Source organism: Pedobacter sp. FW305-3-2-15-E-R2A2 (assembly GCF_038446955.1).
Taxonomy (GTDB): domain Bacteria; phylum Bacteroidota; class Bacteroidia; order Sphingobacteriales; family Sphingobacteriaceae; genus Pedobacter.
Genome location: NZ_CP151803.1, coordinates 7,540,616 through 7,553,977 on the forward strand (window position 1 = coordinate 7,540,616; position 13,362 = coordinate 7,553,977).

The window sequence follows — 13,362 nt, forward strand, 5'->3', positions numbered from 1 at the left end:
TGTTAGCATCCCGGATAAAAGCGTCAATGATGGCAATCAAGTGAGACTTGTCATCGTCAGAGAGTCCTTCTATCTGTTGCATCCGCTTAACTGTTCTTTTATATTCAATTAAAAGGGGGCTGGGCTGTCAGCAAGAGAAATGTTGGATTAAAATCTTCTGACTTTACCAATTCTAATACAGGAATAAAGTCCGCTTTATATGAAAGGACAACAGATGGTAAAACAGAGTATGTTTACGCTACAGCAGGGACAGAAGTTCCTGATATAAAAAATACTCAGGATATAACAGCTAACGGTGCACAGTTATTTGGTAATTCAGCTCAATATGATAAATCAGTAGATAATGCGAAGACTATTCGTGCTAATTTAGGAGACGCAGAACTTACCTATGTTGGTCATTCCTTGGGTGGAGGTGAAGCTAGTGTTAATTCGATAGTAACTGGAGATAAGGCTATTACGTTCAATGCAGCAGGTATTAGCACGGGAACAAAAATGAAATATGGAGGATTTTCTGCTATTTTTAAATCTTTTTCTAATCAAATTACAGCTTATCAACTTAAGTCAGATCCATTAACTATCTTTCAAGATGTTACGTTATCACCAAGCGCGATAGGAAATGTAAAAATGATTAGTCCGAAGGGAGCTGATGCAAAAACAAATGGTCATAGTATTTTAAGTGTTATTAAGAGTATACGTTAATATGGATGTTTGCAAAAAAATATTCTTCATTGGAATCATAATGTTGTGTTCCTGTACGAAATATTTACCTGGCTTTGATTTTGACCTATTTAAGGGAACAGAAAGCTATGAGTTAGCTTTAGCTGTTAAAAGAGAGTCTATTGATGAAATAACTCAGATAGTAAAAGAAGGAAAAGTGTCTGTTGATGCTTTAGATCCAAAGTTTGGTCACTCTTTGTTAATGCTTGCAGTTGCAAATGATTTATCAGCATCTGTTAAAAGGTTATTGGAATTAGGTGCAGATCCGAATAAAAGATCGGTAACAAATTCTATTACCACGAATGAAATTATAACACCTGTTTTTGTGGCATGTAATTATATTTATAAGAAAAACTATTGTGATACTACCATATTAAAGACACTTATTAATTACGGCGGAAAAGTAGATGATGAGATTGAAGTAGAGTTCCAGAATGCAGAATACAAGTCGATTGCGACTCCATTAATCGAAGCAACAAAGAGTGATTGCCTTGATATAGTGGAACTTTTAGTCCAGTCAGGTGCTGATATAAATAAATATAATTATATAGAAGGAAATGGTCCCATTTCCAGCTCCATTATTCATGGTAATCTAAATGTGTTAAAATATTTAATCATAGATAGAAATATAAAAATACCAAGGTACTCTTTTGTTAGGCAAGCACACAATGAGGTTCCAAGGGAAGAATTGACTGTGACAGATTTTCTAAATGAACAGAAATATGATGAAAATTCGAAGGAATTTAAGGTCAGAAAGGAGATTATCGATTACCTGAAGAAAAAAAATCTAAAATAGAGAACCTAACCAGATTACGAGGCTAGGTTCTATGATCCAGTAATAGGTCGCTGGAACGTCGTAGATCCGATGGCGGAACAAATGAGGAGGCATTCTCCATATAATTACGAGTTCAATAACCCTATAAGGTTTGTTGATCCCGATGGGATGATGCCCGTCGATCCTGGTTTTTGGGCTCAACTATTAGCTACACTTGGATTTGGTCCAAACAATCAACCTAGAGATCGGGAGGAAGCACAAGAACAAGCTGAAAATCGAAAACCAATTACAGAGCTTAGTGAAAAAGCAAAACAAGCTGAAAAGAAATTGAATAAGGTACCTCTTCTTAGAGGGGCTATGAAGATAGTGAAAGGTGCTTCGGGGAGTTTTTCCGAAAAAACAAATTATGGAGCAGTCGCATTAGGCATGCTTGAAGTTGGAGGAGATGTTCTTGTAGGAACAGAGGCTAAAGCGACTCAATGGTTAGGTGAAGGCCTGCAATTGATAAATGGCGTTCTGACTATTGAGAATGCATTCGATTTAGGGGCACGAAATTTACTCACTAAAAAGAGTGGTAGGGAAAAGGGGTCAGATGTTCCCCATTGGGCACGTGGACAGAAACCCCAAGCTGGTGAGTCAGGTAACGATTTTGCTAAAAGGTTAATGGATACACAATATGGAAAAGGAGAATGGAGGTACGGGGCCTGGTACCGAGTATAACAAGTTAAAAAAGAATGGTGACAGAAGAAATAAATAATTTTTTATTAAAGTATTCCATTAAAGTGGTTTGATTATTTTTCGGAGTTAAATATATCTATATATAGTATGGAATTGTTTATTTATTATGGCATACTCACTTGAGCGAAGAACTTTCAGCCGGTGAAGATATTAAGCTGATTGGTGTTTACAGCACAAGAGAGCAAGCAGAAGCTGCGCAATCTCGTTCGGAATCGTTAGACGGTTTCAGAGACTCTGTTGAAGGGTTTGAGATTTCATCTCATAGGTTGGATCATGACGAGTGGACTTCTGGATTTATAACAGTTTAATAGAATACTATTAAAGTCTTTTAAAAATAGGAATCTGGAGCCCGGCTGAAATGTAGACTGAACCCAAAAGTTTAGACAAATTAAAAGATTAATTTCGATAATAATGAGCGCAAATTATCATTTTATATAGTCGATTTTAAGGGGAGGAAAGTTAGTGAGATTGATATTGGATCATCATTTGATTAGCTATCTATGCACTTGTTTATCTTAGCTTCATTTGTGGAAATCTGCTCCACGGACAGCGACTAAAGTGGCAGGCTATGAAGCAGGTTTTGGTATAGTGAATCCAGGAAGTTTTTTCGAAAAATCCATCGAACACATAGACAAATGCAGTAGGCAAGAAATGAAATCTAAATTTTATAAGGATTAAATTTGTAGATTAGGCCTGTCTAAAAATTAATATATGCTTTCATTTCCTCTTTTGAAAAAGCGCGATTTTACTTATACTTCAGGGATATGGTTATTCTTTGTTTTTTGATAACTCAAATTTCTATAGCATCCTTTTAGCTGATGCCTCTTGAATCTTCAGAATGAAAATATCATATTACCCCCTTTATATTAACTTGCATGTTTGTATTTTTGAATAACCTGAAAAAAAACATTTTAGTTGTTTTTTTATTTCTACTGTTAATTCCTTTTATAGCGCTCTCGCAGGGGAGTACGATTCCAATTACGCTTCCTAAAGTATTGCCGGCTTCTCCTCAGGCTCAGACCTATATGAGATATGGTGAAATTCCGATTGATTTAAGCACCGGTGTTCCCAATATTAGTATCCCTATATACACCCTAAAGGCAAATAAACTTGAAATTCCTATAAATATATCCTATCATGCATCGGGTAACAAGGTAAGTGATATCGCATCAACAGTGGGACTAGGCTGGGTGCTCAATGCAGGCGGAGTGATTGTGCAGAACATCGTAAATAATGAGGATTCCTATCCGCTGGATTTTGCATTCTCTTCAGCGCAGGATGTCGATAATTTATTGGCTTCTCAAGCTAATACGACGGATGTTAGGTGGCTGCAATACGCTGGAAATAAAAATTATGTTTCAACCGGGGATATTGCGTCAGACAAATACTATATTAACTTTAATGGTTTTTCTGGCTTTTTCCGATATAATATGGTGAGTAAGGAGATTGAAACAATGCCTTATTCTACCTTGAAAATAAAACGAATTAACTTCAATTCTTTTGAGATTACTGATGATGAAGGAATAATTTGGAAGTTTGATCATAAAGGAGTTCAGCAAGGTCCCAATGGATTTATAGGAGGATCGAAGGAATATTATCTGACAAAAATCGGATTTCCAGGATCGAATGAAACAGTCGACCTTAACTATATAAATTCAGATGAATATTATACCTACGGATTTTCTGAAACAGCCCGACACGGCGTACAAGTTAAACATGAGGGTTGGATAAAGTTAGATCCTAACTTTGACGAATACGTGCAAAGTACCAGCACGAATTATATTAATTCTCGTGAGACCGATTTGTTGTATCAGACGAAAGTTAACTCCCCACTGCTTTCATCTATAACATGGAAAAATAGAGTGCTATCTTTCAACTATTTAAAAGACAGGCTGGATCCGATGAAGGAACGACTATCAACTATCGAAATTAAGGATGGCGATGTATCAAAAATCACGAGTTTTGACAATAATCATTACCTAGGAGTCAACAGCGGTAATTATAGGTTAATGCTAAATGGAATTAAGGTAGATCAGGAAGAATATAAGTTTTCTTATAATCCAATTGATCTACCATACTATTCAAATTACAATTATCAGACAGATAAGGCTTTTTGTGAAGATTTCTGGGGCTATTATAATGGGAATCATAAACATCATATTCCATTTAAATGGACTGAAGGAACTATAGTGAATAATTTAATTACTAAGGCTGTCCGTAGTTATGTTCCTTCAAGAGAACCAGATACATCACTCGTTAAAGCTGGTATTTTAACTGCCATCAGGTATCCTACTGGTGGACGGTCAGAATTTGAATTTGAATTGAACCGGGGTAAAAACGTCTATTCCGGGTTCCCGGAGAAAACAGATTCCATTAATTATTTTGGCGGATTGAGAATCAAAAAAGTGATCAATTTTGAGGGAGATAAAATATCGGAGTCAAAATTCTATGAGTATTCCGGGGGGGCAACGACCCGCATGATTACACCTGCTCATTTTTTAAAGAATACTGCAGTGTTTTATGTGCCTAAAACAGCCCAGCCCGCTGGAATGTATAATTACCAGGACATTAATGTCTATGATAATGAATTTGCATCCCACGCAATGAGTGGTTTTCCCTTTGACGACAATGGGTCTGTAGGGTTTTACAAAAATGTCACAGTGTATAACGATGCCCTGGATAAAAAGTCCGGAAAAACAGACTACGAATATTCGTCCTACATTCCAGCAGATATTATCAATCTGGACCGGGGCAGCATTAAACCTGACCTTCTAAAGCAACGCGAGTATGAATATAAAAATGGAGCTTATGGCCTCTTGAAGGAAACTACAAATGGTTATACTAAAGTCGCTTTACCAAAATTCCTGACTGCAATTCGAGTAGAAGAAGAAGACAAAACCACTGACCCTTATCCTATCCTCCTGGAGGATATACCTTTTAAATATTATCTCCAATCTTTGAAAGTATTGGGTTACCAGTTTAATAAGAATTTCTCAGTTTGGGGTGTCTTAGGGGATAAAAGCTTTAACCTGTTAACTGAAACTTCTGTCAAAGATTTTGCCCCAGGTGGCGTAATTGAATCTAAGACTTCTTATTTATATGATCCGTCCTATCGACTTTTAACACCAATTGAAGTCAGGAAAACTGGAAGTGACAATATAGTCAGGAGGGAGGTTTTCACACATCCTTTTGATTATCCCGGTAACACCGATTATCAGCAGATGGTAATTCAAAATATACGCTCTCCCACTGTGGAAGTTTTTAGTTATAAAGAAAGTGTGCTTCTAAGTAAAACAAAGCAAGATTTTAAAAAATTTGGGAATCAATTTTTCGTGGGAAATGTCAGCGCTGCGAAGGGAAATGATGTTTATGAAAAAAGAATCAACTATTTGAAGTATGATGAAAATGGCAATCCTCTTTTCATTACTAAAGACAGCGTAACCAAAATCGTATATCTATGGAGCTATAAAGGTGAATTTCCTGTTGCGGAGATTACCAATGTTTCCTACACTGATATGGAGGGGGTCTTGGGTACAGCGAATATAGCTAGCTTCAGAAATTCAAATCCTGATAAAGGAGCATTAGATAATTTTCTTCAGCCACTAAAATTGGCTTTCCCTCAAGCCCGGATTTCTCAGTATACTTACAAATCATTGTTAGGTATAACCACGTCTACTGACATTAAAGGCTTAACGACGTATTATCAATATGATAATTTTCACAAGCTTAAAAGTGTTAAAGATCACAACGGTAATATAATCAGGAATTATCAATATAATTATAAGCCAGTTCCAGTATCTACAGTTTACTACAATGCTCGCAAGGAGGCCAGAATAATTAGAAACAACTGCGGTGTAGGGAAAGTTGGAGGAGAGGTTGTTTACGTTGTGCCTGAGGGGACTTACACTTCGACCCTTTCTCAGGCAAGTGCAGATTATAGAGCCGACAGAGATATTGAATTAAATGGTCAGAATTACGCAAATAATGCTGGAAGCTGTAATATTGATAATTCAAACCCTACGAACTTGAATTTTAATATTGAAAATTCATTGCCTCAGGGGATTACCGTTATTTTGAATGTAAATGGGACTCCGGTAAGCGACGCGAAATTTATTGCTTCAGGGGGATCTGTTACGGTTACAACTCCAATTTCCCAAGGCTCCCTTTTCAATGTTTCTCTAATGATTACGTCGGCCAACCTTCCACATGCAGCATTGTTGTCGGATGGCAATATTGATATCGACGGGCTGGTCAGCTCAAATAATATTATTTTTAATAATGTTAATTTGTCGGTTCCAAATACTTTTACAATCACACTCTTTTAAAATGTCAGCACAGATCTAAATTTTACCGCACCTTCATTTTATGAAAAAAGTATTTCTATCATTGGTAATTTAACTGATTTTTAGCACTTATAGTGGTTATTTTTTTACCTGATTAGAGACCTGCGGTCACTATTTTATAAATAGAAATTTCTGACTTCTTTTTCAAAATAGAAGAGCTGATCTTATGTCTGATTAAAAAAATAAGCAAATGCAGAAACTGGTAAAAGCTAGAGGAATGTATCGAGAGTTGGTTTTAAAGAAATTAAATAATAATATGTTTATGAAAACAACAACAATTGCATTAATACTAGCACTTACAACAGTTGGAGTATACGCACAAGATCCGAACATTGGAATAGCACTTGGACCACCAAGTCTTGGAATTAAAATTAAAAATAATTTCCCCGCCTATACCGGGAATTTTGCGCGAGCCTTTACGTTGAGTAATGAGAATGGAACTGTCGATTTCTTTGGTTTGGGTACTTTTGGAAGCGCAGTAAATGGTGTAGCTACTCTTGGTTATGGATATTTAGGAACCAATTCTAATAAACCTCTAATGGCTTTTTTGCCAAATGGCAATGTAGGAATTGGTACAACTGCACCCAATGCAAAACTAACAGTTGCTGGTAACATCTATGCAAGAGAGGTGAAAGTCGCCGTTGATGCTGGTGCTGATTTTGTATTTGAAGATTCCTATATAAACTTAACATTGAAAGAAACGGAGCAGTTTATTAAAATAAACAAACATCTTCCGGGTATTCCACCTGCCGATAAAATGATCAAAGATGGCTTGAATCTAAGCGAAATGAATATTAAGCTTTTACAAAAAATTGAAGAGCTTACACTTCATTTAATAGAACAGGATAAACGATTGCAGAAGCAGGAAGCAGAGATTGAAAGTTTAAAAAAGAGAAAACTAAATAACTAGAAATCGACTCCTATTTAAGCCATATCATCTTATAAGATGATATGGCTTAATAAATAATATTTACTTAACAGCCTGTTAATCCTTGAGTTGCAACTTTGCATCATAAACTTAAACTGTTATCCCTATGCAGGAGTTGTTTTTGATAATATGCTTAATTGTATTGGTTGCATTCTTTTTCAGTCCTTACGAACTGATGATGGAGGAAGATGATGTCTAAAAGAGAAGTGGATATTGCCGTAATTTCAGATGTTCATCTTGGAACTTATGGCTGCCACGCGAAAGAATTATTGAAATACCTGAAGAGCATTAAACCCAAGATGCTCGTGCTCAATGGCGATATCATCGACATCTGGCAGTTCAGCAAACGGTACTGGCCGGAAACCCACATGAAAGTGGTGCGCAAGCTCATGAAATTTGTAGTAGAAGGCGTACCGGTATATTACCTGACAGGAAATCATGATGAATTGCTGCGGAAATTTGCAGACATGCACATGGGGGCTTTTCACCTTCAGAATAAGCTGGTTATTGAACTGGACGGGAAGAAGGCCTGGTTTTTTCATGGAGACATCTTCGATGTAACCATGCAGCATTCCAAATGGCTGGCCAAATTAGGGGCCGTAGGTTATGATACCCTGATCCTGATCAATAGCCTGGTAAATTGGTGCCTGGAGCTGGTAGGCAGAGATAAAATGAGTTTTTCCAAAAAGATCAAAGCCGCATTTAAAGACGCGGTAAAGTTTATCAATAAGTTCGAATCAACAGCTGCAGAGCTGGCTGTGGAGAACGGTTATCAATATGTGATTTGTGGCCATATCCACCAGCCGGAAATGAGAACCGTAACGACTGAAGAAGGTTCGGTGATGTACCTAAATAGTGGAGATTGGGTGGAAAACCTGACCGCATTGGAATACAGTGATAAAGCTTGGAAGATTTTCAAATACGATCATAAGGATTTTGAAAAAGATGAAGTGGAAGAAGGCGAGCTCTCCGATAGTGAAGACCTTCACAGTAAGCTCGATATCAATGCCTTGCTTCAAAAGATTAAATTAGAAATTGTCTAGCGCGTAAAAATTGTAGATATTCGGTGCGAATGAAAATACTATACGCTATTCAGGGTACAGGAAACGGACATATTAGCAGGGCAAGGGAAATCGTTCCTTTATTGCAAAAGTATGGAGAAGTTGATTTATTGGTCAGCGGTACACAAGCTGACGTTAAATTGGTCCAGGAGGTGAAATATCAACTCCATGGCTTCAGCTTCGTCTTCGGTAAAAAAGGTGGCGTAAATCATTATGAAACCTGGAAGACGATGAACCTTCCACGTTTTATGAAAGACATGAAGACCATCCCGCTGAAAGATTACAATTTGATTCTGAATGATTTTGAGCCGGTAACGGCCTGGGCTTGCAGAACACAAGGTGTAGAAAGTGTAGGATTGAGTCATCAGGCCTCTTTTCAGTCGAGAAAAGTGCCTAAGCCTAAAAGTATAGACTGGGCACAGCTGGTGATGAAATATTATGCTCCGGCAAGTCATTATGTAGGTTTTCATTTCGAACGTTACGATGATTTTATCTATACACCGGTGATCCGTGCGGAGATTCGGAATATGGTGGTCAGCAATTTGGGCCATTATTCGGTCTACCTGCCGGCGATCGACGATAAATTCCTGGTTCCAATCCTGAAACAGATTCCACAAGTGAAATGGGAAGTCTTTTCTAAACACACCAAAATCAGCTATATAGATGGAAATGTGGAGGTGAGTCCGGTCAATAATGAACTGTTTAACAAAAGCCTGGCTTCCTGTGCGGGTTTGTTTACCGGAGGAGGCTTTGAAGGGCCAGCTGAAGCCCTGTTCCTTGGGAAGAAGTTGCTCGTTGCACCGATGAAATTTCAATATGAACAGCAGTGTAACGCTTTTGCATTGAAGAAATTTGGTTTGCCCGTGATCTGGGGAAGCAACAGGAATTGGTTGCCGATCATAAAAAACTGGGTAAATAATCCTCAGGAGCATCAGTTTCATTTTCCGGATGAAACAGCCGCTGTAATTGATAAAGTAGTAAAGGATTTTGCCAGATAATTTGCTTTACTTTGCCTTAGTATACAGGCATGATCAATCAATTTAGAAATTTAAACCCTATAAACCTGCTCCTGTTATTCGCATATACTTTTTTTATGCGCATGGCGATATTTGCAGATCCTCCGGCACAGCTGAACTTTGAGTTTCTGGAACCCTATACCAAGTTTTTTATCCAGATTCCGGTTCAAAATACCTTTTCTCCTATTGGCAATGCCTTTTTTGCAGCGATCATCATCTATGTTCAGGCGATTTTGTTCAACAGGGTGGTCAACAATCATGGTTTATTGAATAAACCAGGGTTCCTGCCAGCACTGTTGTATGTTACTGCAGCGGGTTTATTTATGCCTTTTCTGGTACTGAGCCCTACACTGATCTGTAATTTCCTGCTGATCTGGATCATGGACAAGTTCCTGAAGGTGGGTAAATCTGCCAATGCACTGATGATCATGTTTGATATCGGGATGATCATTGCGATCGGCACCCTGATCTATTTCCCGTTTATTGTGATGCTGGTGATGATCTGGTTCACGCTGTTGCTTTACCGTTCTTTTAACGGGAGGGAATGGATGGCAGGCCTGGTAGGCTTTTTAACGATCTTCTTTTTTGTCTGGGTATTTTATTACTGGAATGATAATCTTTCCATGTTTTATAAGATCTGGCTGCCCCTTGGTAATAAGTTTCCTTCGGTCTTTAAGATCAATTATAACGATTACCTGGTGCTTGTTCCGGTACTGGTGATGATGGTGCTGGCAATGATTCAATTGAGGGAGAATTTCTTCCGGAGTTTTATCAGCACAAGGAAGGCTTTTCAAATGCTTTTTATCATGTTTCTGGTGGCCATTGTGAGTGTGTATACCAAGCCTGATTTCAGGCTTTATCACTTCCTTTTATGTGTTCCTCCAGGCTCAGTTTTACTGGCTTATTATTTCTCAAATGCCAGAAAACGATGGTTTTACGAAAGCTTGTTCCTGATTTTAGTTTTCGCTATTCAGTACTTTTTGTTTGTTTAACTTTTTTTAACAATTTGGAACCTTATTCTTTGCTAAAGATTAATAGCTTTGTGACATGAAGTTTGTTTATGTATTAGAACACGCCCTGAGTGCATAATCTGGTAATAGATATTGGAAATACGAACCCTAAAATTGCTGTTTTTAAAGACAGAACAATGGTTCATGCTCAGGTTCTGAAGCAAATTACACCGGACGCAATACTGGACTTAATTAAAGAATACCAAATAACTTGCTCCACAATATCCAGTGTAGGTCCTGAATTAGAAGAAGTAATAAGTGTTTTGAAAGCAAATACAACTTACATTCCTTTTTCAACCGGGAGCAATATCGGGGTGAAAAACAAGTATAAAACACCATCCACGCTAGGATTGGACCGCTGGGCGAAAGTGATTGCGGCCCATTATTATTACCCGGCGAAAAACTGTTTTATCGTCGATGCCGGAACCTGCATTGTCTACGACTTACTAAATGCCCAAAGTGAATATTTTGGAGGAAGTATAAGTTTGGGAATAGAAATGCGTTTTAAAGCATTAAATCATTATACAGGGCGTTTGCCTTTGGTAGACTGGGATAGGGAAGAAGGAGAAATCCCTGAGGGAACAGATACAATTACCGCCATTCAAAATGGTGTTTTACAAGGAGTAATTAATGAAGTTGAAGGGTTTATCACCCAACAAAATAATAAAAATAACGACCTGACGGTATTGATAACAGGGGGTAGCGCTACATTTTTGCTGAAACAATTAAAAAACAGCATCTTTGCGCCTCAAATTACTCACGATCCGTATTTGGTATTAAAAGGATTAAATGAAGTCATTGCATTTGAATATGTACAAAAAAATTAATTATATAGCAGCCGTATTGGCCTTGTTTACCGGTATTACTGCTCAGGCACAGGTTACTTCTCAATCTCCATATTCACAGTTTGGACTTGGAAATGTCAAACCATTGGTACTTCCACAATTGCGGGCGATGGGAAGCATCTCTACAGGTGTTTTCAGACCGGGTGGATATAGCAATATCAACATGCAGAATCCGGCTTCTTATGCTGGAATTAGCCTGACCACGGTGGATATAGGAATGTCAGGAACCTTCACGACACTGAATCAGGGAAGTCTGGCAGAGAAAAGCTTTAATGCTTCATTGAGTCATATCGCACTTGCTTTCCCCATCAAAAATGGTAAATCCGGATTTAGTTTTGGTTTAATGCCTTATACTCAGGTAGGGTATGAATACACCAAATCAGCAAAAGTTGATACGAGCAATTCTACAAGTATCTATTCCGGAGAAGGTGGTTTGTCTAAAGCTTATCTTGGTTTTGGTCAGCAAATTGGTGATCATTTCAGAATCGGTGGAAACGTAGAATACATCTTCGGAAACCTGCAAAAAAGCCGTTCTATAGAACTGGATAGGATTGCTTCGAAATATTCGAGAGAAACAGATAAAAATAGCGTTGGCGGTGTGAGTTTCTCTTATGGTGCTCAATATGAAATCCCTTTGGGAGCTAAGAAGAGAATTACCCTTGGATACTCAGGATCTGCTTCTTCTTCTCTCAACTCTACAAGAACTTACCTTGCCAGTCAATATGCTAAGGATGCTTCCGGCGATGAAAGTGGTATCATAGACACCCTTTCTTCCATCAATGGAAAAGAAACGAAATTAAAATTGCCATTGACGCATAGCTTTGGATTTACAATTCAGAGAGATAATAAATGGATGTTTGGTGCCGATTATAGAATGGGTGGCTGGAAAAAATTAGCCATTGATGGTGTAAATCAAGGATTGCAAGATAGCTGGGGTGTTTCTGCCGGTGGACAATATACACCTGACATTACTTCTATTGGGAGTTACTTTAAGCGTGTAGACTATCGTTTGGGTTTCATGTACGACAAAACTTATATCCAGACTGCAGGTCAGGACATTAAACAACAGGCAATTACTTTTGGATTAGGTTTGCCCTTGTCGTCCGACAGGTATTCAGTTTACAAAATGAACTTTACGACAGAGATCGGAAGAAGGGGAACATTGACGAACGGCCTTGTAAAAGAGAATTATATCAACTTCCATCTTGGCTTTACGCTTAACGATACCTGGTTTATTAAACACAAACTTTATTAATGAGCTCCGGGCTTAAACCCGGAACCATTTTAAAATATCATGATCATGAAATCCCGGGCTATAACACTATCTGGAATCGCTGTACTTTGCTTATTCCAGCTCTGTTTAAGCTCCTGCGGAGAGGATGACCTGAAAAAAGCAGCGCCACTTTCCGCGAAGGATAAACTCATCCTGAACAGGGACCGTACCACGGATGTGAATATCACTTACAGTGATTCGGCCATGGTAAAAGCAACGGCAACGGCTCCGATCATGGATAAGATTACCCCCAAAAATGGTGCGGTATATCAGGAGATGCCGGAAGGCGTGAGAATCAAATTTCTAAACGAACAGCAAGGCGTCAAGGGCTCGGTAACTTCCGATTATGCGATTCAGCGGGAATCGGAAAAACTGGTGATCTTTAGACGGAATGTGATCGTGGTGAACGAAGAGTTAACCTTCAATACCGAAGAGCTGACCTGGGACCAAAATAAGCGGATGTTTTTCTCTCCAACAGGAGTGGTGACCAAGCCGGATGGGACCGTGATTAATGCAAAAAACTTCAGTGCAACGGAAGATTTCAGCATTTTTAAGTTCGAACAAGGTTTTGGAGAGACTTATCTGGACAAAAAATTCGGGGAATAACCGAGGGACTCAAAAGGCCATATTTCCTTAATTTTTAAATACTTAATCAA

Annotated in this window: 11 protein-coding genes; all 11 read left to right on the forward strand. The window is 38.3% G+C overall.

Features of this window, described 5'->3' with window-relative positions:
• Window positions 1–402 precede the first annotated feature (402 nt).
• The 11 genes from AAFF35_RS30835 to lptC all read left to right on the forward strand — a co-directional run bounded on the left by AAFF35_RS30835 (window position 403) and on the right by lptC (window position 13,312).
• Window positions 403–699 carry a hypothetical protein gene (locus AAFF35_RS30835; protein WP_342330266.1) on the forward strand — a complete coding sequence of 99 codons (297 nt, stop codon included), beginning with the start codon at window positions 403–405 and terminating at the stop codon, window positions 697–699.
• 1 nt (window position 700) lies between these two features.
• Entirely contained in the window at window positions 701–1,513 is an 813-nt protein-coding gene (locus AAFF35_RS30840; protein ID WP_342330267.1) for an ankyrin repeat domain-containing protein, read from the forward strand.
• Between the two features lie 69 nt (window positions 1,514–1,582).
• Window positions 1,583–2,212, forward strand: a complete 630-nt coding sequence (locus AAFF35_RS30845) for a hypothetical protein (RefSeq protein ID WP_342330268.1) — start codon at window positions 1,583–1,585, stop codon at window positions 2,210–2,212.
• Window positions 2,213–3,105: 893 nt separating this feature from the next.
• Window positions 3,106–6,555 carry a DUF5977 domain-containing protein gene (locus AAFF35_RS30850; protein WP_342330269.1) on the forward strand — a complete coding sequence of 1,150 codons (3,450 nt, stop codon included), beginning with the start codon at window positions 3,106–3,108 and terminating at the stop codon, window positions 6,553–6,555.
• 208 nt (window positions 6,556–6,763) lie between these two features.
• Complete coding sequence (locus tag AAFF35_RS30855; protein WP_342330270.1) at window positions 6,764–7,483, forward strand: hypothetical protein; 720 nt, start codon at window positions 6,764–6,766, stop codon at window positions 7,481–7,483.
• Between the two features lie 209 nt (window positions 7,484–7,692).
• Window positions 7,693–8,544: a UDP-2,3-diacylglucosamine diphosphatase gene (locus tag AAFF35_RS30860; protein WP_342333389.1), complete on the forward strand. Its 852-nt coding sequence runs from the start codon at window positions 7,693–7,695 to the stop codon at window positions 8,542–8,544.
• A gap of 29 nt (window positions 8,545–8,573) precedes the next feature.
• A complete protein-coding gene (locus AAFF35_RS30865) occupies window positions 8,574–9,560 on the forward strand; it encodes a glycosyltransferase family protein (protein WP_342330271.1) in 987 nt (328 codons plus the stop codon).
• Window positions 9,561–9,589: 29 nt separating this feature from the next.
• The gene (locus AAFF35_RS30870; protein WP_342330272.1) at window positions 9,590–10,570 is read left to right on the forward strand and encodes a DUF6427 family protein; all 981 of its coding nucleotides are present in this window, start codon (window positions 9,590–9,592) and stop codon (window positions 10,568–10,570) included.
• Between the two features lie 89 nt (window positions 10,571–10,659).
• Complete coding sequence (locus tag AAFF35_RS30875) at window positions 10,660–11,415, forward strand: type III pantothenate kinase (RefSeq protein WP_342330273.1); 756 nt, start codon at window positions 10,660–10,662, stop codon at window positions 11,413–11,415.
• Complete coding sequence (locus tag AAFF35_RS30880; protein WP_342330274.1) at window positions 11,378–12,688, forward strand: hypothetical protein; 1,311 nt, start codon at window positions 11,378–11,380, stop codon at window positions 12,686–12,688. Before AAFF35_RS30875 ends, AAFF35_RS30880 begins: the two co-directional genes overlap by 38 nt.
• 39 nt (window positions 12,689–12,727) lie before the next feature.
• Entirely contained in the window at window positions 12,728–13,312 is a 585-nt protein-coding gene (gene lptC / locus AAFF35_RS30885) for an LPS export ABC transporter periplasmic protein LptC (protein ID WP_342330275.1), read from the forward strand.
• The last annotated feature ends 50 nt before the right edge of the window (window positions 13,313–13,362 follow it).

Coding starts and splice junctions, on each gene's coding strand:
- AAFF35_RS30855 (WP_342330270.1), top strand. CDS start 6,764: ATGCAGAAACTGGTAAAAGCTAGAGGAATGTATCGAGAGTTGGTTTTA.
- AAFF35_RS30845 (WP_342330268.1), top strand. CDS start 1,583: ATGGCGGAACAAATGAGGAGGCATTCTCCATATAATTACGAGTTCAAT.
- AAFF35_RS30850 (WP_342330269.1), top strand. CDS start 3,106: ATGTTTGTATTTTTGAATAACCTGAAAAAAAACATTTTAGTTGTTTTT.
- AAFF35_RS30880 (WP_342330274.1), top strand. CDS start 11,378: ATGAAGTCATTGCATTTGAATATGTACAAAAAAATTAATTATATAGCA.
- AAFF35_RS30840 (WP_342330267.1), top strand. CDS start 701: ATGGATGTTTGCAAAAAAATATTCTTCATTGGAATCATAATGTTGTGT.
- AAFF35_RS30860 (WP_342333389.1), top strand. CDS start 7,693: ATGTCTAAAAGAGAAGTGGATATTGCCGTAATTTCAGATGTTCATCTT.
- AAFF35_RS30865 (WP_342330271.1), top strand. CDS start 8,574: ATGAAAATACTATACGCTATTCAGGGTACAGGAAACGGACATATTAGC.
- lptC (WP_342330275.1), top strand. CDS start 12,728: ATGATCATGAAATCCCGGGCTATAACACTATCTGGAATCGCTGTACTT.
- AAFF35_RS30870 (WP_342330272.1), top strand. CDS start 9,590: ATGATCAATCAATTTAGAAATTTAAACCCTATAAACCTGCTCCTGTTA.